General features: G+C 64.1%; 14 protein-coding genes. 10 read left to right on the top strand and 4 right to left on the bottom strand.

Going from position 1 to position 18,188, the window contains the following annotated elements; genetic code table 11:
- Positions 1 to 207: 207 nt before the first annotated feature.
- The 5 genes from QZ648_RS18310 (at position 208) to QZ648_RS18330 (ending at position 7,943) form a co-directional block, all read left to right on the top strand.
- A complete protein-coding gene (locus QZ648_RS18310) occupies positions 208 to 1,245 on the top strand; it encodes an HAD family hydrolase (RefSeq protein WP_291997900.1) in 1,038 nt (345 codons plus the stop codon).
- A 220-nt stretch (positions 1,246 to 1,465) separates the two neighbouring features.
- A complete protein-coding gene (locus tag QZ648_RS18315) occupies positions 1,466 to 2,260 on the top strand; it encodes a peptidylprolyl isomerase (RefSeq protein WP_291997901.1) in 795 nt (264 codons plus the stop codon).
- Between the two features lie 120 nt (positions 2,261 to 2,380).
- Positions 2,381 to 4,969 (top strand): plasma-membrane proton-efflux P-type ATPase, encoded by a 2,589-nt coding sequence (locus QZ648_RS18320; RefSeq protein ID WP_169065451.1) that lies wholly within the window; start codon positions 2,381 to 2,383, stop codon positions 4,967 to 4,969.
- Between the two features lie 51 nt (positions 4,970 to 5,020).
- Positions 5,021 to 5,875 carry a polyphosphate kinase 2 family protein gene (locus tag QZ648_RS18325; protein WP_291997902.1) on the top strand — a complete coding sequence of 285 codons (855 nt, stop codon included), beginning with the start codon at positions 5,021 to 5,023 and terminating at the stop codon, positions 5,873 to 5,875.
- A 283-nt stretch (positions 5,876 to 6,158) separates the two neighbouring features.
- Complete coding sequence (locus QZ648_RS18330; protein WP_291997903.1) at positions 6,159 to 7,943, top strand: SulP family inorganic anion transporter; 1,785 nt, start codon at positions 6,159 to 6,161, stop codon at positions 7,941 to 7,943.
- A gap of 88 nt (positions 7,944 to 8,031) precedes the next feature.
- Here the strand turns inward: QZ648_RS18330 and QZ648_RS18335 are convergent, their stop codons facing one another.
- Positions 8,032 to 9,432, bottom strand: coding sequence for an APC family permease (locus QZ648_RS18335; RefSeq protein ID WP_169065448.1), 1,401 nt, complete (start codon positions 9,430 to 9,432; stop codon positions 8,032 to 8,034).
- 723 nt (positions 9,433 to 10,155) lie between these two features.
- Here QZ648_RS18335 and QZ648_RS18340 point away from each other — a divergent pair.
- The gene (locus QZ648_RS18340) at positions 10,156 to 10,953 is read left to right on the top strand and encodes a hypothetical protein (RefSeq protein ID WP_291997904.1); all 798 of its coding nucleotides are present in this window, start codon (positions 10,156 to 10,158) and stop codon (positions 10,951 to 10,953) included.
- Between the two features lie 35 nt (positions 10,954 to 10,988).
- Here the strand turns inward: QZ648_RS18340 and QZ648_RS25135 are convergent, their stop codons facing one another.
- Complete coding sequence (locus QZ648_RS25135) at positions 10,989 to 11,498, bottom strand: hypothetical protein (protein WP_366144186.1); 510 nt, start codon at positions 11,496 to 11,498, stop codon at positions 10,989 to 10,991.
- Positions 11,479 to 13,266 carry a type IIL restriction-modification enzyme MmeI gene (locus tag QZ648_RS18345; RefSeq protein WP_366144187.1) on the bottom strand — a complete coding sequence of 596 codons (1,788 nt, stop codon included), beginning with the start codon at positions 13,264 to 13,266 and terminating at the stop codon, positions 11,479 to 11,481. The genes QZ648_RS25135 and QZ648_RS18345 overlap by 20 nt, the downstream gene beginning before the upstream one ends.
- A gap of 91 nt (positions 13,267 to 13,357) precedes the next feature.
- Between QZ648_RS18345 and QZ648_RS18350 the strand changes: the two genes are divergently transcribed.
- Genes QZ648_RS18350 through QZ648_RS18360 form a run of 3 tightly spaced genes read left to right on the top strand, consistent with a single transcriptional unit; the run spans position 13,358 to position 15,915 of the window.
- Positions 13,358 to 13,507: a hypothetical protein gene (locus QZ648_RS18350; protein WP_169065446.1), complete on the top strand. Its 150-nt coding sequence runs from the start codon at positions 13,358 to 13,360 to the stop codon at positions 13,505 to 13,507.
- A 58-nt stretch (positions 13,508 to 13,565) separates the two neighbouring features.
- Complete coding sequence (locus QZ648_RS18355; RefSeq protein ID WP_169065445.1) at positions 13,566 to 14,726, top strand: acyl-CoA dehydrogenase family protein; 1,161 nt, start codon at positions 13,566 to 13,568, stop codon at positions 14,724 to 14,726.
- 10 nt (positions 14,727 to 14,736) lie between these two features.
- Entirely contained in the window at positions 14,737 to 15,915 is a 1,179-nt protein-coding gene (locus QZ648_RS18360; RefSeq protein ID WP_169065444.1) for a CaiB/BaiF CoA-transferase family protein, read from the top strand.
- Positions 15,916 to 16,304: 389 nt separating this feature from the next.
- On the opposite strand, the gene QZ648_RS18365 is transcribed toward QZ648_RS18360, so the two are convergent.
- A complete protein-coding gene (locus QZ648_RS18365) occupies positions 16,305 to 16,547 on the bottom strand; it encodes a hypothetical protein (protein ID WP_291997905.1) in 243 nt (80 codons plus the stop codon).
- Between the two features lie 581 nt (positions 16,548 to 17,128).
- Between QZ648_RS18365 and QZ648_RS18370 the strand changes: the two genes are divergently transcribed.
- Positions 17,129 to 18,142, top strand: a complete 1,014-nt coding sequence (locus QZ648_RS18370; RefSeq protein ID WP_169065442.1) for an NAD(P)-dependent alcohol dehydrogenase — start codon at positions 17,129 to 17,131, stop codon at positions 18,140 to 18,142.
- Positions 18,143 to 18,188 lie beyond the last annotated feature (46 nt).

Here is an 18,188-nt window from a genome sequence, read left to right on the forward strand (position 1 = left end):
GTCATTACACGTCGTGGAGACACCACAAATCATGAAAGTGATGACCGTTTCCCTCTTCCCCTGGCCCTTCTCCCGCGGGCGGAGAAGGGAGGTTCGTGAGTCGCATGTGCGACTTTCACGGTAAGTCGGCAGGCTGACCGACTTGGCATGACCCAGCGGGCGCCGGTGACCGGGCGCCCGTTTTTTTGGCGGTTTTGGAGAAGATTCATGACTAAAATCATTCCCTCCTTTTCGACGTTTACCCGTTTTCTGGCATTGACGGCACTGCTCGCCCTGGGCATGCATGCCCAGGCGCAAACAGACCCGTTGCCGTCCTGGAACGACGGTGCCGCCAAGCAGGCGATCATTACCTTTGTAGAAGAGACCACTATGCAGGGCAGCCCGAAGTTCGTGCCGCCCGCCGAGCGCATCGCCACTTTTGACCAGGACGGTACGCTGTGGGTCGAGCACCCGATGTACTCGCAGGTGATGTACATCCTCGAGAGCGTGCCAGCACTGGTCAAGGCGAAGCCTGAACTGGCCAAGGTCGCGCCCTACTCGACGGTGCTGGAAGTACTCAAAGGCGATCGTGCGGCCATCGCCAAACTGACGCTGCCCGACCTCGAAAAGCTCGCCATGGCCACGCTGACCGGCATGTCGGTGGACAGCTTTAGCGCCGAGGCGAAAAAGTGGCTGGCTGTAGCGAAGGACCCACGCTGGAAGAGGCACTATACCGAGCTCACCTACCTGCCGATGCAGGAAGTGCTGACCTATCTACGGGCGAATGCTTACAAGACCTGGATCGTCACCGGTGGCGGGCAGGACTTCGTGCGTCAGTATTCCGAGGCGGTCTATGGCATTCCTCCCGAGCAGGTGGTGGGTAGTGCGGTCGGCACAAAGTACGGCTACGCCAGGGACGGCTCGCCCTTTTTGACCAAGGAGCCGAAGCTGCTGCTCAACGACAACAACGCCGGCAAGGTCGAGGGCATCCATTTGATGATTGGTCGACGCCCGCACATGGCCGTTGGCAACACCTCGGGTGATCAGCAGATGCTGGAATACACCAAGGCGGGGGACGGTGCGCGCCTGTCGATGCTGGTGATGCACGACGATGGCGAACGTGAATATGCTTATGGTCCAGCACAAGGGCTGCCGGCGACCAAGGTCGGCGCCTTCACGCAGGCCCTCTATGACGAGGCGCAAAATCAGGGCTGGACAGTCATCAGCATGAAGAAGGACTGGAAGAAGATCTTCAGTTTCGAGTGAGGCAAGCGTACGGGGCAATCTGAGCCCAGTTCCCAGTTCCCAGTTCCGCCTGGTCTTTGCGGAGCAGTACATATATCCCAAGGAAGCATCAATGAAATCCATCAAATCCCGAGTTCTGCTCGCCAGCGCCGCTTCGCTGCTGGTCCTCAGCGCCTGCAACTCCGAGCAAAATGCACAATCTGCAGCGCCGGCAGCGGCACCAGCGGTTAAGGGAGTGGCCGTGGCGACCGTGAACGGCACCGCCATCAACAAGAGCCGTGTCGACATGATCATCGCGCACGGTGCCAGCGCCGGCGAAGTGGACACTCCGGAAGCCAGAAAGAGCATCATCGACAAGCTGACCATGCAAACGCTGATCGCAGAGGCAGCGGTGAAAAAAAGCCTGGATAAATTGCCCGAAGTCACCGAGCAACTCGAGATCCTCCGGCAATCGGTTCTGGCCGACGCCTATGTACAGGATTTCATCAAGCACAATCCAGTCAGTGACGACATGCTGAAAGCCGAGTACGAGCGTATCAAGGCCACCGTTACTGGCAGCGAATACAAGGCGCGCCACATCCTCGTCGAGAGCGAAGCCGAGGCGAATGCAATTATTGCCAAGCTGAAGGACGATGCGGCATCGTTCGCGAAGCTGGCCATGGAAAAATCCGCTGATGCCGGCTCCAAGCTGCGGGGCGGTGATCTGGGCTGGTTTGACGTGAGCAGTATGGTGCCGGAGTTCAGCGGCGCCATCAGCAAGCTGGAAAAGGGCACATTCACGCAAGAACCGGTCAAGACCCAGTACGGCTATCACGTCATTTTGCTGGAAGATACCCGGCCGATAGAGGCGCCACCCTTTGACGAAGTCAAACCCGACCTGGCCCAACATCTGCAGCAGCAGAACCTGAAAAAGGATCTCGAGGATCTCAAAGCCAAGGCCAAGATCGAGATTATCGAAGTGTCGGTAGCCGCACCTGCACCGGCCGCTGCACCGGCACCGGCACCCACACCGGCACCGGCCGCTGCAAGCAAGTAAATCACCGTACCGTTATATTTTCACCCCGGGACGAAGCTCCGAGAGGCCAGCGTTTTTCCCGGCAATCGCCTAAGGCTTGATGTTTCATTACCTTTATTTCCTTTTTCACGGGAGGAATGTATGGCCAATGTCCCCACTCAAGCAGGCGCTCCTGCTGCCAACGAAGCGGATCTCGAAAAAATTCCGGTCGAGCAGGTTTTGTCGACCCTCGGCGTCAAGCCCGAGCAGGGTCTCGGCGCGGCGGAAGTTCAGCAGCGCACGGCCAAATACGGTCCCAACGCGATCATCGTCAAGGAAAAGACGCTCGGTGAGCAGATTCGCGGCTACTTCACCGGCTCGATGGCTTACGTCATCGAGGCGGCGGCTCTGGTCTCCGCACTGCTCGGCCACTGGGACGACTTCGTCATCATCGGCTCCTTGCTGCTGTTCAACGCCGCTCTCGAATACTGGCAGGACCGCAAGGCCTCGAACGCGCTGGCCGCGCTCAAGGCCGGCCTGGCACCCGAGGCAACCGTGCTGCGCGACGGTCAGTGGAGCACGGTGCAGGCGTCGACGCTGGTACCCGGCGATATGGTCAAGATCCGTCTTGGCGTGATCGTGCCCGCGGATCTGCGCCTGACCGGTGGTGACTTCGCCTCGATCGACCAGGCGGCGCTCACTGGCGAGTCGCTGCCCGCCAGAAAGAAAATCGGCGACGAGGCCTATTCGGGTAGCGTCGTCAAGCAGGGCGAGATGGAAGCGGTGGTCATCGCCACCGGCTCCAATACCTTCTTCGGCCGCACCGCCCAGCTCGTCGCTGGCGCCGGATCGGTCAGTCACGCGCAGAAAGCGATGTTCCAGATCAGCAACTTCCTGATCATCGTCGCCGTCTGCCTGACCCTGGTCATGGTGTGCGTCAAGGTCTATCACGATATCGTCATTGCCAGGGACTGGGGCCTCGATGACGCGCTCGGCATCCTGCAGTTCGTGCTCGTGCTGATGGTCGCTTCGATCCCGGTGGCGATGCCGGCGGTTTTCTCGATCACCATGGCGCTCGGTGCACTGGCCCTGTCAAAGGAACAGGCGATCGTTTCCAAGCTCTCGGCAATCGAGGAAATGGCCGGTGTCGATATTCTCTGCTCGGACAAGACCGGCACCCTGACCAAAAACCAGTTGAGCCTCAGCGAGCCGATGCTCTTCGCCGCCACCGACCCGCAGGACTGTATCCTGGCAGCGGCGCTGGCGTCCAAGCTCGAGGACAAGGACGCCATCGATACGGCCGTGATTACCGCGCTCAAGGACCAAAGCGTTCTCAAGACCTGGACCCTGAGCAAGTTCGTGGCCTTCGATCCGGTGACCAAGCGCACCCAGGCGACGGTGGCCGACGCCAGCGGCAAGTCCTTCATGGTCGCCAAGGGCGCCCCGCAAGCGATTGTCGATCTCGCCCAGGCGCCTGCGGATGTCGCACAGAAAGTCAAGGAAGCGGTCAACAAGCTGGCAGCGCAGGGCGCGCGCGCACTGGGTGTGGCGCGCTCGGCGGATGGCGGCGCGAGCTGGTCTTTCCTCGGCATCCTGCCGATGTTCGACCCGCCACGCGATGACTCGAAGGAAACCATCGACAGGGCGGCGGAGAAGGGGGTGCGGGTGATGATGATCACTGGCGACGACACCGCCATCGCCATCGAGACGGCGCGCCAGTTGGGCATGGGCACGCACATCATCGCGGCGGCGGATGCCTTCCCCAAGGACATGGATCCGGATAACGTGCCGCCGGCGATCATCGACGCCATCGAGCGGGCGGATGGTTTCGCGCGCGTCTTCCCGGAGCACAAGTACGCCATCGTCAAGGCCTTGCAGTCGCGCGGGCACCTGGTGGCGATGACCGGCGACGGGGTCAATGACGCACCGGCCTTGAAACAGGCCGATTGCGGCACGGCGGTTTCGGGGGCCACCGATGCTGCGCGGGGCGCCGCGGCGCTGATTCTCACGGCTCCCGGCCTGTCGGTGATCAATGGCGCCATCGACGAGGCGCGGCGCATCTTCGGGCGCATCAACAGCTACCTGACCTATCGCATCGCGCTGACCCTGGACATCATGTTCGTCGTCGTCCTGTCGACCATTTTCCTGGGCTTCTCGCCCTTGACGGCGATCATGATCGTCGTCATGTCCCTGCTCAACGACCTGCCGATGATGACCATCGCCTACGACAACACGCCGGTGAATCCGCGGCCGGTACGCTGGGATCTGCCGCGCATTTTCGGCCTGGCTTCGATTCTCGGCGCCTTTCTCATCGCCGAGTCTTTCGGGCTGTTGCTGTTCGGTGTCAAGGTGTTGTCGGAGCCTCATCTGCAGGCCAGCTTCGGGCTGACGACACACGCGCAACTGCAGACCATGATGTTCCTGCAATTGGTGGGCGGCGGCCAACTGCTGCTGTTCATTACCCGTACCGAAAACTGGTTCTTCCAGCGCCCATACCCGGCCGCGCCGCTGCTCGGGGCCATCGCCGGAACGCAGCTCACGGCGGCCCTGATGTGCGGCTTTGGCTTGCTGGTCCCGGCGATTTCCTGGACGCTGATCGGCTGGGTGTGGCTCTACGTGGCAACCTGGATGTTCATCCTCGGCGGCGTTCGCCTGGTCTACGACCGTTTTGCCAGCCAGCGGACGGCACGTCGCCAGAAGCATCTGGAGATGGTCAATCAGTCGCTGCAGCCGCACGTACCGGCCGCCTAGCTCGACACCTGTTCACCTGATCATCTGCTACTCACGCGAGGAGAAAAGCCCATGGACTATCGCAAACAATTCTTCGTCAGCCCCGACAAGAAACTCAAGCTGGCCGCCATCGACCCGGCACACACTGCCGGCCATGCCTCGTCGGAAGAGGCGCTGCCGGCGATCCAGAAAAACGTCGCGCGCATGGCCGAGTTGCAGGCCCTGCTTTACGCCGACGGCAATCAGTCGCTGTTGGTCGTGCTGCAGGCGCTCGACGCGGCCGGCAAGGATGGCGTCGTCCGCCACCTGTTCAGCGGCATGAATCCGCAGGGCACCTCGGTTTTCGGTTTCAAGCAACCGAGCGCCGAGGAAGCGGCACACGACTTTCTCTGGCGTGCCCATAAAAGGACCCCGGCCAGGGGCGAGATCGTGGTCTTCAACCGCTCGCATTACGAAGACGTCCTCGTCGTGCGGGTACACAATCTGGTTCCGAAACCCGTCTGGTCGGGGCGCTACGAGCTGATCCAGGATTTCGAGAAGCTGCTCGTCGCGAACGGGACGCGCATCCTCAAGTTCTTCCTGCACATCAGCCCGGAGGAGCAACTCGCGCGCTTCAAGCAAAGACTCGACGACCCGGCGCGCAACTGGAAAATCAGCGAAGGCGATTATTCCGAGCGCGAGTTCTGGTCGGACTATGTCGAAGCCTACGAGGAAGCACTGAGCAAGACCAGCAGCAAGGATGCGCCCTGGTACGTCATTCCCGCCAACCACAAGTGGTTCCGCAACCTGGCCATTTCGCAGATCATCACCGAGACCATGGAAGACATGGGACTCAAGCGGCCAGCGACGCGGGTGGATCTGAAGGAAATCACCGCCAAGTATCATGCGGCCGAGGTGGAGCAGGCAAAGCGAAACGGCAAGGGCTAATGTAGTGTTGCACGCAGTATGGAAACTATGAATTTCGGCTGCCCCGTGGTTTTCGCGCCGCTGTCGGGCTTGCTGAAAGTCTCGTCGGGAAGGCGACGCTACACCAGCCCGCACGTCATTGCGAGGAGGCGAAGCCGACGCGGCAATCCAGAGGTATGGCTTTTCGCGTTTTCAATAGATCAATGCGGCGGGAAATGGTGAGAGGATGGAACTGGATTGTCACGTCGGCTGCGCCTCCTCGCAATGACGGCGGGGGGCGTGGGGTGAGCGAGGGAGGGCAGCAATGACGCAGGCCAGCGAGGGCAAGGGGAAGGGCAAGGGCTTCAGCTTGCCGATTTTGCAGGGCATCCTGCCGATCGACCGGGCAGGGGTGGGGCGCGACGTCATTGCCGGCTTCACCCTCGCCGCGCTGTCGATTCCGGGGACGATGGGCTACACCAAGATCATTGGCACGCCGGTGATCACCGGCTTGTACACTATTCTCATCCCGATGAGCCTGTTCGCCATTTTCGGGTCGTCGCGCCATCTCTCGGTCAATGCCGACTCGGCGACGGCGGCGGTGGTCGCCGCCGCTCTCGCCGGCATGGCGGTGCGGGGGAGCGACGAGTGGCTGGCGCTGTGCAGCCTGATTGCCCTGATGGCGGGGGCTTTCATGTTCCTCGCACGCGTGATGCGCCTGGGCTTTCTGGCCGATTTTCTCTCGCGCACCGTGCTCACCGGCTTTCTCACCGGCGTCGGCGTGCAGGTGTCGCTGCTCGAGGTCTCCGGCTTGCTGGGTGTGCATAGCACCGGCAACCACCCGCTCACGGAGATCCTGCACGACGTCCGCTCGCTCGGCGAAACCAATCCCTATGCCGTCGCCGTGTCACTGGCGGTGTTGCTGATCATTGTCGGTGGCCGGAAGATATCGCAGAAAATTCCCGGTGGACTGATCGCCGTGCTGGCGGCCATCGCGGCCAGTTGGGCACTGAATCTCGGCGCCCACCTCGAGACCCTGGGCGCGGTACCCAGCGGTCTGCCGACGCTGGGGCTGCCGCAGCTCGACTGGAGCTGGCCGCTGATCTGGAAACTGCTGCCGATCGCCCTGGCCTGTTTCGTGGTCATTCTTGCGCAGAGCGCGGCGACCTCGCGCGCCTACGCCGCCCGCTTCGACGATCGTTTCGACGAGAACGTCGACATGGTCGGCCTGGGAATGGCCAATCTTGGCGCCGGCCTGTCCGGTACTTTCATCGTCAATGGCAGCCCGACCAACACCGAGATGGTTGCCAGTGGCGGTGGCCGCAGCCAGGTTTCGCAGCTCACCACCAGTGCCATCGTGCTGTTGGTGTTGCTGTTCCTGACCGGGCCACTGGCTTACCTGCCGGCCGCGGTTCTCTCGGCGATCGTTTTCCTGGTGGCCGTGAAGATGATCGATATCCAGGGCATGCGGCGGATTTACAGCGAGGCGCGCGCCGAGTTCTGGGTGGCCTTGCTGACCGCGGCCACCGTCGTCGTTGTCGGCGTCGAGCAGGGCATCGTTCTGGCCATGGTGTTGTCGCTGCTCGATCATGTGCGCCGGGGCTATCGCGGCAACAACACCGTTATCGCCGCCGACAAGCGCAAGAAGGGCTGGCAGATGGTGCCGCTGAACCCAGCGCAGCAGATTGCACCCGGTCTCCTGGTCTATTGCTTCAGCCACAGCCTCTACTACGCCAACTGCGCGCAGTTTTCCGAAGAGGTCCTTGGCCTGGCAAAGACCGGGGCGCCAGCCCCTCTGGATTGCCTGTGTGTCGAGGCGGCGGCGATTGGCGACGTGGACTTCTCGGCTGCGGCGATGCTGCGCAGCGTCTGCCTCCTGCTTCGCGAGCAGGGCATTCGGCTGGTGTTTGCCAACGTCTCTCCCGCACTGCACGCCCAGTTCGACCGCCACGGCCTCACCGAACTGCTCGGCGCGAACGCGATCTACGGTTCGGTACATGCGGTGATCGTGGACCACGAGGAGAAGGTGGCGGCGGCCGCAGCGACGACAGCAATCGACAGCGGCGAGAGCGGCGAGAGCGGCGAGAGCGACGACAGGGCTCGGACCTGACGAAGGCGGGCGCTCGGTCACAGGAGAGGAGAGGAAGGTACCGTGAGCGGGGAAAGCACATCGCCAGTGGCTTTTCCGCTGCTCGCAGTCACGAACTCTCCCAGTGCTCCTGCGCCAGGATCCGCCGGCCGTGATAGCGCTGCAGCAAGCCTTCCGCGGCGAAGGCGATGACCAGGAAGGAGAGGAAGATCGAGAACGAACCGGGCGAAGTCTGGAAAGTGTCGAAACCCCAGACGATGATCGCCAGAACGCAGGCGACGATGCTCAGCAGGATGGCGACCCGGTGCCAGCCGCCGCCCTTGAGGAGCCGCCAGGCGCCGAAGTTGACCAGGGAATACACCAGCAGCGAGGTGGCGCTGCCCAGCGAGGCGACGGTCGTCAGCGTCAGGAAGTTGACCATCAGCAGGGCGAGCAACGCGGAGATGGTCAGGCCGCGATAGCTCATGCCGATTTTTTGCCCGAAGCGCGAAGGGAGCTGGCCGTTCTCGGCGAGCGTGTAGGTGATGCTGGTGGCGCCGAAGAAGCCGCCGTTGAGGCAGGTGACGGTGGCCAGGATGGCGCTGAGCAGCAGAATGTGGAAGCCGATTTCGCCGAAGTTGTGGCGGGCTACAACGACCAGGAGCGTTGCCCCGCTCGCGGTGAGATGGTGTTCATCGACCGTGGCCGTGACCGCCAGTGCGAGGGCGACATAGAGTGCCAGGACGATGGCGATGGTGGTGTACATCGCCCGCGGCAGGTCGCGAGTCGGGTTGTCCATGTCCCCGGCGGCATTGCTGACCACGGCAAAGCCGGTAAAGGCAAAGAAGGTGAGGCCGAGGCTGCCGAGTATCGGCCTTGCTGCGGGCCAGGTTTCGAGCGCGAGTCTAGCCACGTCCGCGTGCATCGACAGGGCGACCGTAAAGAGGGCGAGGACCGCCAGGTTGGCGAGGACGACCAGCCGCTGGGCGGAGCTGACGAACTTGGCGCCGACCAGGTTGAGCGCAGTCAGAGTGACGATCAGAGCGGATCCCAGGAGTCGTTCCCAGAGCAGCAGATCCGCTTCGCCAAGGTCCAGGAGCTTGGCGCTGAACTTGCCGAAGGCCAGCGCGATCATCGCCATTCCGATCAGCTGCGCGATATAGAACAGGATCGAGCAGCCGCCAGAGAAGAGCCCCGGGCCGTAGGCTTTCACCAGGTACTCGACGACGCCGCCGCGCGACGGATAGCGAACGCCGAGTTGTGCGAACGAGTGTCCGGTGAGCAGCGCAATGATCCCGGCGACCAGAAACGACAGCCAGACCGCCGATCCCGCCATCGCCGCCGCTTCGCCCATCAGTGCGAAGATGCCGGCTCCGACCATGGAGCCAACGCCGAGGGCGATTGCCCCGTTCACGCTGATTCGTCTGCTGCGGCTCGGCTCGTTCATGTCTTCATCCTTGATGGTGCGACGTACGCCAGCGGGGATCCACTGGTGTCGTGTTGCTTTCTTGATGAGACTTTCGGCAAGCATCTCCCCACCTCCGTCATTGCGAGGAGGCGCAGCCGACGCGGCAATCCAGAGGTTTGGCTTTTCGCGTTGTCACGATGTCAATGCGGCTGGGAATAGTGAGAGGATGGAACTGGATTGCCGCGTCGGCTACGCCTCCTCGCAATGACGTGGAGTGTGGCGCCGCATTCACCATTCCCGACGCGGCCTTCAGCAAGCATGAGAGCGGCGCGAAACCGCCGCGGTAGCCGGAATTTATAGATTCCATACTGCGTGCAACACAACACTGGCGGGTAGCATGGACGCCTCCGATTGCTGTGACTACGGGCTTCACTAGGTCTCGCAGCGGCGCCAGTCGCCGATGAGCCGGGCAGCAAGATCCTTCCCGGAGAGCCGCTTGATTACGCCCTGGCCATCAATAAGGGTCGCTTCCACTTTGCAGCCTGTCTCCCTGTCGCGATGGAGCAAGCCGCCCGTCATCGGAGACAAAGTCAGCTCACCTCTCCCCCGGCAAAACGGCCGGCCCCATTGGCCACGGGGGCTGCGGCAAGGCACACCGGGTCCGCGGACGAGCTAGTATACTCGCAGCCCGCTTGCCATACGGCGGGCGAGAAGCAGACGCTTGTCAGCTGGCGCGAAGTTTTCGCTGCCCGCATTTTGCGAGCAACGGCCACCTACCGGGGGGTGCCACCGAGAGGCTCGTCAATACATTTGCTTGCGCTGGTTTCAGCTGGGGAGTTGTCCATAGTGGCCGATACGACAGGGAGTGGGAAAACCGCACAGGAGCTGCCGCCAAAGGCTTCGCTTGCCGGCGCGTTGACGGATGACGTGGTCAAGCTGGCACCCGTGGCAGAACGGGTCGAAACGGAGTTGTCGCGGCTTCCGAAGGCCGTCGAGAAAGTGCCCCACGAACTGGTCAAGCTCCCCACGACAGCGGTCAAGCAGCTACCCGTCGAGTTGGCGTCGACGGAAGCCTACGTCGAGGCGAAGTTGCCGATGATCGAGGCGCTGCCTTTGCCGGACATCCTGTTTGGTGGCGGGGTTCTCGTCGCCGTCGTCATCCTGCAGGCCATCGGCATGCGTCTGCTTGTCGGCCGCTTCGACAAGCGCGCCCAGCGCATCGAGCAGCGTTCGGGTTGGTGGAGCGTTGACCTCTTGCTTGGCTTCACCGTCTTCAGGATGCTCGGTTTGCACCTGATGTCGATCATTCTCTGGTCGGCAGCCCTCGTGTACGGCGGGATCATCCCGGTATGGGCTGCCGCTGCACGTTTCGCGGCGCTGTCATACACCACGCTTGGCACCCACCGGGTGCTGTCCGATGAGTGGTACATGCTCTCCCCGATCATCGCCATTTCGGGCATGTTCACCTTCGCCTGGACCGCCAGCGTGCTGGTGAACATCGTCGGCAAGTGCAACGAACTTCGCGCGTTGGCCCGCGAAGCGCGACACCACCGGCGTGACGCCAGGAGCCACGCCACGGTCACCGTGCCACCAGGCGACCCCGCGGCAGGAGCATCCGGGGCAGGCGCATCGAGAACCTGGTAGTAGCGAGCGCCGTGCGCAGTGAATGCAACGCTGGACTAGCCGGCGCTTGCCAGTAGCGCTCCCTGACGGCGCACGCGACCGAGCGCTTCGAGCGTGTCGATGATCTGCGCCAGGCGTTTTTTCCATGCCCCTTTGCCGGTGAAGCGTGCGGCCAGCTCGGCTTCCGAAAGCGGTGCCGCTGCGGCTGCCAGCGCCTTGGCGACGGCGGCGACCTGTTCGGGCAGTGCCGCCGGCCAGGCCTGGCGTGCGCTGGGACTTGTCGCCACGGCGGTGGTCAGCGCAGCCTGTTTAACGGCCGGATCGCCGATAGCCAGCGGCGACTGGCTCGCCACGGCGGCCGGGTGCTGGTATTCCGGCCGCAGCCAGCGCACCTGGCCGCGCGCTTCTTCCGCCGCACGTTCGGCGTTCAACGCGACCAGGCGCACGAGCAGGGTTTCGCCGGCCGCGTCTTTCTGCTCCGGGTTGGCGAGTGCGCTGGTGAGGTCGCTCCAGCCATAGCCGTCGAGGACTGCGGCGTCGAGTTCGTCATGCAGGGCCTTCAGCACGCTTACCAGGCCCTGCTCGTGGATGGTTTTTTCCCTGGCGCTGAGCGCTTCGCCGCTGCGCAGTTTTTCGAGTCGCCTGGCGCGGGTTGATATAGCGCTGCAGTGGCGTGCGGGCGTTTTCGTCGGGCACCTGCTCGCCGGTCACCGGGTGCGTTTTCGTGGTCACGCCGTTCCAGCGGCTGACCGGGACGCCGCGCTCGTCGACGACGGTTTCGATGCCATCGCAGGCCAGCACGGCGTCGCGGCATTCGATGTTGCGGAAGTCCTTGAGGATCGGTTGCGGCGGCAGGCCGCTGCCGCTGGTGCGGAAGTGCCATTGCAGGTAGCCGATCCAGAGCACCAGTTCGGCGATGGCGGCGGCGCGCGGGTTGAGTTCGAGGCCGAGGAACTGCTGCGGGTCGACGGTCAGCCCCTCGGCTTCGAGACGCTGCTGGCCGCGCCCGAAAGCGTGCAACTGGTCGAGCACTTCGCCTTCGAGGCGCTTCATGTGTGCGAGCGTCACGTAGAGGAAATTCGCCGAGCCGCAGGCCGGGTCGAGGACGCGGATCTGGCACAGGCGGTGGTGGAAGGCGTCGACCTCGGCACGCGCGGCGTCGAGCCTGCCTTCGTTGGCGAGCAGCAGGGCCGCCGCCTGGACGTTGCGCCATTCGCCGCGCAGCGGCTCGACGACGGTTGGCAGGACCAGGCGTTCGACGTAGGCACGTGGCGTGTAGTGGGCGCCGAGTGCGTGCCGCGCGCTGGGCGTCAGTGCGCGTTCGAGCAGGGTGCCGAAGATCGCCGGTTCGACCTGCGTCCAGTCGGCGTGCGCGGCCTGCAGCAGCAGGCCGATCTGCTCGCGATCCAGGGCGATGACTTCCGGCTGCTTGAAGAGCTTGCCGTTGAAGCGCGGCAGCGTGGCGCGCAGGACGACGGAGAAGCCGCCGGCGTCCATCTCGCGCCACAGTGCGGCGAGCAGCGGCACGAATTGCTGCGGACTGTTGTGCAGGGTTTGGAGCAAGGTGGTGAAAGCGCCCTGGCCATTCTCCCGGGGCAGCAGGCCGACATCTTCGGCGAACATCGAGAACAGGCAGCGGGTGAGGAAGCCGGCGACGAGTTCGGGGTGATGGCCGGCGCCTTCGAGCGTGCGGGCGATGCGTGCCAAGTGGCCGGCGATCGCGCGCGTGACGCGCGCCGAGACGCGCGTCGGGTCCAGCGCCAGCGGGTCGCGCCACAGCATCTGCAGGCGCTCGCGGATGCCGGGCTCGGCGAGGTCGGCGAGTTTGATGCGATGCGAGCGCGGGTCGGGGAAAGGGGTGTAGGTGGCGCCAGAGCGTGTGAAGTCGGCGTACAGTTCGATGACGTGGCCGACATCGACGACGACCAGGAACGGCGGCCGGCCCTCGTCGGCGGGCAGCGCGCGAGCGTAGCTTTCGGCCTGGCCGCGCGCCCGCTGCAAGGCATCGTCGAAACCCTTGCTGGCAGCGACGAGGCGGATCTTCTTGGCTTCGAGAACGAAATGGCCGCGCTTGTAGCAGTCGATGCGCCCGCTCGACGAGCTGCCGTCGCCGTGGCGAAAGCTGACGCGGCGCTCGAAGACGTAGGCATTGTCGCGGCTATCGTCGTGTGCCGGGTCGGGGGAGGGGACGTCGAGCAGCCGACAGAGGTCGGTGACGAAGAGCTGATAGTTGGCCAGCTCGGAACCGTCGGCCGCGCGCCAGCGGGCGACAAAGGCGGCGGCAGAGTCTGCGGCAGCGGCGTCGGCGCTGCCGCTAGGGCTGGGGTCGGTCATGGGCCGGGATTATGACATGGAGGATGACGTTGCGGCGCGACAGCAGGCACGCGCCTCCTCGCAATGACGGTGGCTGGGGGATGCGCTGGCCTTGCTGCAGCCACCCGCCAGCGCCGCGCCGCTGTGGCTGTTCGGCCTGGCGCAACTGTTGTTGCTGGCGGTGTTGCGGACGCCATCTGGTTCACGCAAACCCTGGCACGAAGCCCGTCCAGCAGCAGCCTTGCCCCGCGGCAGCGTCTGAAGCACAATCTGGCCGCTGCTTGCAGGCGGCCATTCCCCCAAGAAACCACGAGGTCTCCATGCTCGACACCCCCGACGAATACCAGGAAATCCGCGCTGCCGTGCGCGACCTCTGCAGCCAGTTTCCGGACGCGTATTTTCGCCAGATCGACGCGCAGCGCGGCTATCCCGAAGCTTTTGTCGATGCGCTGATCGGCGCCGGCTGGCTGTCGGCGATGATTCCCGAGGAATACGGCGGCTCGGGCCTGGGTCTGACGGCGGCGAGCGTGATCATGGAAGAGCTCAATCGTAGCGGCGGCAACGCGGCGGCCGTGCATGGCCAGATGTACAACATGGGCACGCTGCTGCGCAGCGGCAGCCGGGCGCAGAAAGAAAAATACCTGCCGGACATCGCTGCCGGCAAGCTGCGCATCCAGGCGATGGCGGTCACCGAGCCCGGCGCCGGCACCGACACCACGCGCATCAAGACCAGCGCCGTGAAAAAGGACGGCCGCTACGTGGTCAACGGCCAGAAAGTCTGGATTTCGCGCGTCCAGCACTCGGACCTGATGGTCCTGCTGGCGCGCACCACGCCACGCGCCGAGGTGACGAAGAAGTCTGCAGGGATGTCGATCTTCATCGTCGATCTGCAACAAGCCATTGGCAATGGTTTGCGCGTGCAGCCGATCGCCAACATGGTCAATCACGAAACCAACGAACTGTTCTTCGACAATCTGGAGATTCCCGAAGAGAATCGGATCGGCGAGGAAGGCCAGGGCTTCAAGTACATTCTCGAAGGCCTCAACGCCGAGCGCGCGTTGATCGCCGCCGAGTGCATCGGCGACGGCTACTGGTTCGTCGAACGTGCCAGCCGCTACGCCCGCGAGCGCGTCGTCTTCGAGCGCCCGATCGGCCAGAACCAGGGCGTGCAGTTTCCGATTGCCGAGGCTTTCATCGAAGTCGAGGCGGCCAACCTGATGCGCTTCAAGGCCTGCGCGCTGTTCGACGCGCAGCAGCCCTGCGGTGCCGAAGCGAACATGGCCAAGTATCTCGCCGCCAAAGCCTCGTGGGAGGCGGCCAACGTCTGCCTGCAGACACACGGCGGCTTCGGCTTCGCCACCGAGTACGACATCGAGCGCAAGTTCCGCGAGACGCGCCTCTACCAGGTGGCGCCGATCTCGACCAATCTGATCTTTTCCTACGTCGCCGAGCACCTGCTCGGGTTGCCGCGCTCGTTCTAGGAAGCCTGCCATGCGCCCGCTCGACGGCATCACCGTAGTCACTCTCGAACACGCCATCGCCGCGCCATTCTGCACCCGCCAGTTGGCTGATCTTGGCGCCCGCGTGATCAAGGTCGAACGACCGCGAACCGGCGATTTTGCGCGTGCCTACGACGAGCGCGTGCGTGGCCTGGCGTCGCATTTCGTGTGGACCAACCGCTCGAAGGAGAGCCTGACGCTGGACGTCAAGCATGCCGAGGCAGAGGCGATCCTGCGCAAGCTGCTGGAACAGGCCGACGTGCTGGTGCAAAACCTCGCCCCCGGGGCTGCCGCGCGTCTCGGCCTGTCGTACGAAGCGCTGCGCGAACGACATCCGCGGCTGATCGTCTGCGACATCTCCGGTTATGGCAGCGACGGGCCTTATCGCGACAAGAAAGCCTACGACCTGCTGATCCAGAGCGAGTCGGGCTTCCTCTCGGTGACCGGCCTGCCTGACGCGCCTGCCAAGGCCGGCTGCTCGGTCGCCGACATCTCGGCCGGGATGTACGCGCAGAGCAACATCCTGGCCGCACTTTTGCAGCGAGGCAGGACTGGGCGCGGCTGCCACATCGAAGTGTCGATGCTCGAAAGCATGGTCGAGTGGATGAGTTATCCGCTGTACTACGCTTTTGACGGTGCGCCGCCACCGCCGCGCGCCGGGGCCGCGCACGCGACCATCTTTCCCTACGGTCCGTTTACCGCCGGTGACGGCAAGACGGTGATGCTCGGCCTGCAGAACGAGCGCGAGTGGCAGGTCTTCTGCGCGCAGGTGCTCGAATTGCCCGAGCTGGCCAGCGACGCGCGCTTTTCGTCGAACTCGCGGCGCACGCAGGCACGTGACGAGCTGCGCGCGCTAATCGACGCGCGCTTCGCGCGCCTCAGCTCCGAGCAGCTGATCGCCAGGCTCGACGCCGCGCAGATTGCCAACGCGCGCATGAACGACATGCACGACGTCTGGGAGCACCCGCAGCTCAAGGCGCGCGGCCGCTGGACCGAGGTCGATACCCCGTGCGGCCCGATCCCGGCCCTGCTGCCACCCGGTCAGGTCGATTCCTTCACGCCGCGCATGGACGCCGTGCCGGCGCTCGGGGAGCACAGCGACGCGATTTTGCTGGAACTCGGCTGGGATGAGGCCGCGATCGAGCGGCTGCGGGCGGTGGGGGCGGTCTGACTGCCGTGGCGCGCTGAAGAACCTGAGGCCATGAAGGGGCCAGACTCAATTGTGTTGGCAGAGGAACTGACTGCGGGCGTGACATTCAGCCTGGCCCCCTTCTTCCGCGTTCTTCCGGCCCGACTGCGCTGCGCACGCGCCCCGGGCCTGGTCTGCCGCCAGCTCGGGGGGCAGCCATTCGAACGTCAACGGTCGAGGGCTGGACGCGGTCAATCGAGCTCTTCATCTTCGCCAGCGAATGTTTCATCGCGGCGATGAAACATTCGCTGCGCGACGGCGATTGCTGCGCGTTCCTGATCGAAGCGCCGGGCGCCGCCAGCGAAGCCTGTAGCGGATCGATCGACAGCTGCACGAGCACCGATCGGGTTTCGATCCTTTTGACCCACTCTTCACCCTTGCCGACCCAGAGCGGATACTTTTTTACCCAAGGCTCGTAGTTCCGCAGTCATCGTTCCATCGCCCGCAGCGAACGGGCCGCTGCGCGACATCGGTAGATGAATGCGAATCATCGATCGTTCCATCGCTGTCATGGATGCGCCGATGGCGACAATGGAAGTCTGCATGCTTTTTACCGGCGCGTGGATCTTTTTCACCCAGGCTTCTATCGCGACGATCCAAGGCCGATAGTTCAAGATCGAAGATTCAAACTCGCGCTGTGATCGTCGATGGCCCGAGTTCGAGCAGGCGACATTCCCGGTCAGCGGGAGACCCTTCGCCGGGGCGGGTGGCGACCGGCGACCGCAGGCAGAGGAGCCGGGCGGCCGCGTGGCGCATTGCGGTGCGCCGCGATGGCCTGCCCGGGCGGCGATCACGCTAGCGCGGGCTTTGCCGGGCAAGATTCCGGCCGAGGTCGTCAGGCGTTCCCTCCCGAGCACCGGAAGCAAGGTTGTGCAGCTGTCTTGCATAGTGCCGCGCGAACTCGAACAAGAGCCTCGGCAATTGGCATGACCTGCGCCATTTCGAACGGCCTTACCCCGGTTTCGCCCCGGCTTCCGCCGGTTTCACCGCTTTCTCGATGGCGGGCAAGCGTCCGCCGGAGCCGATTTCATACACCGGGAGCGGATCTGCAATTGACCGCGGTTGACCGGGCCTCCTATACTTTTCGTTGTTGACACGTCTCCCGCCGCCACCTCCTCCTTCCCTCCGGAGCGTGTTGCAGCTCGCCGCGTGCCAGCTCATGATGTCGTCTTCAACCTCGTTGGGAGTGCGCGCGATGAGAGTTTTCCAGATTCAGGACGACTGGGGTATGGACCATCTGCAGTTGGCCAGTCGGCGCGATCCTCAGCCCGGGCCGGGGCAGGTGTTGCTGCGGATGAAGGCGGCTTCGCTGAACTACCGCGACCTGGTCGTACCCGATCGCGGCTACGGGTCGTTTACCGGAACGCTGCCGCTGATTCCGGTTTCCGACGGTGTCGGCGACGTCGTCGAGGTCGGTGCAGGGGTAAGCCGGGTGCGCGTCGGCGATCGCGCATGCCCCTGCTTCCACCAGGGCTGGCTGGCCGGCGCCCCCGATCTCGATCGGCTGACACAGACGCTTGGCGGGCCGGTCGACGGGATGATGGCCGATCTCGTGTGCCTGCCCGAAAGCGGCGTCGTCAAGGTGCCCGCTCATCTCGCCGACGAGCAGGCGGCAACGCTGCCCTGCGCGGCGCTTACTGCGTGGAGCGCGGTCGTCACCCACGACACGCTCGCTCCCGGATCGCACGTACTGGTGCAGGGAACCGGCGGTGTGGCGCTGTTCGCCCTGCAGTTCGCGAAGCTGCTCGGTGCGCACGTGACGGTCATTTCGTCGAGCGATGCGAAGCTGACACGCGCGCAAGCCGTCGGCGCGGATGCCGGGATCAATTACCTGACGACGCCGGAATGGGCCAGGTCGGCGCGAGCGATCAGCGGCGGGCGCGGCTTCGATCACATCGTCGAACTGGGTGGCGAGAAGACCCTGCCGCAATCCTTGCGCTGCATCAAGCCGGGCGGGACGCTCTCGATGATTGGCGTATTGTCCGGGTCGAGCCTGGCGGCGCCACTCGGGCTGGTGGTGACGCGCCAGGTGCGTCTGCAGGGGATCACCGTCGGACATCGCGACGGTTTCGAGGCGATGCTGCGGGCGATCGAGCAGCATCGGCTGCAGCCGGTGGTCGACCGCATCTTTGCCTTCGAAGAACTCAAGGAAGCGATGGGCTGGCTGAAGAGCGGCGCCCATTTCGGAAAGATCTGCATCCGGCATTGACGGCGCGAGTGGTCGCCGGTCAGCCGCGGCTGACCCCGGCCGGCGG

Origin of the sequence: Candidatus Accumulibacter sp. ACC012 (genome assembly GCF_907163155.1) — a bacterium.
Taxonomy (GTDB): domain Bacteria; phylum Pseudomonadota; class Gammaproteobacteria; order Burkholderiales; family Rhodocyclaceae; genus Accumulibacter; species Accumulibacter delftensis.

What these genes read in the sequence shown, in the direction of transcription:
- QZ648_RS18310 (WP_291997900.1), top strand. Translation starts at nt 208, where the DNA reads ATGACTAAAATCATTCCCTCCTTTTCGACGTTTACCCGTTTTCTGGCA.
- QZ648_RS18320 (WP_169065451.1), top strand. Translation starts at nt 2,381, where the DNA reads ATGGCCAATGTCCCCACTCAAGCAGGCGCTCCTGCTGCCAACGAAGCG.
- QZ648_RS18325 (WP_291997902.1), top strand. Translation starts at nt 5,021, where the DNA reads ATGGACTATCGCAAACAATTCTTCGTCAGCCCCGACAAGAAACTCAAG.
- QZ648_RS18330 (WP_291997903.1), top strand. Translation starts at nt 6,159, where the DNA reads ATGACGCAGGCCAGCGAGGGCAAGGGGAAGGGCAAGGGCTTCAGCTTG.
- QZ648_RS18335 (WP_169065448.1), bottom strand. Translation starts at nt 9,432, where the DNA reads ATGCTTGCCGAAAGTCTCATCAAGAAAGCAACACGACACCAGTGGATC.
- QZ648_RS18345 (WP_366144187.1), bottom strand. Translation starts at nt 13,266, where the DNA reads ATGACCGACCCCAGCCCTAGCGGCAGCGCCGACGCCGCTGCCGCAGAC.
- QZ648_RS18355 (WP_169065445.1), top strand. Translation starts at nt 13,566, where the DNA reads ATGCTCGACACCCCCGACGAATACCAGGAAATCCGCGCTGCCGTGCGC.
- QZ648_RS18360 (WP_169065444.1), top strand. Translation starts at nt 14,737, where the DNA reads ATGCGCCCGCTCGACGGCATCACCGTAGTCACTCTCGAACACGCCATC.
- QZ648_RS18370 (WP_169065442.1), top strand. Translation starts at nt 17,129, where the DNA reads ATGAGAGTTTTCCAGATTCAGGACGACTGGGGTATGGACCATCTGCAG.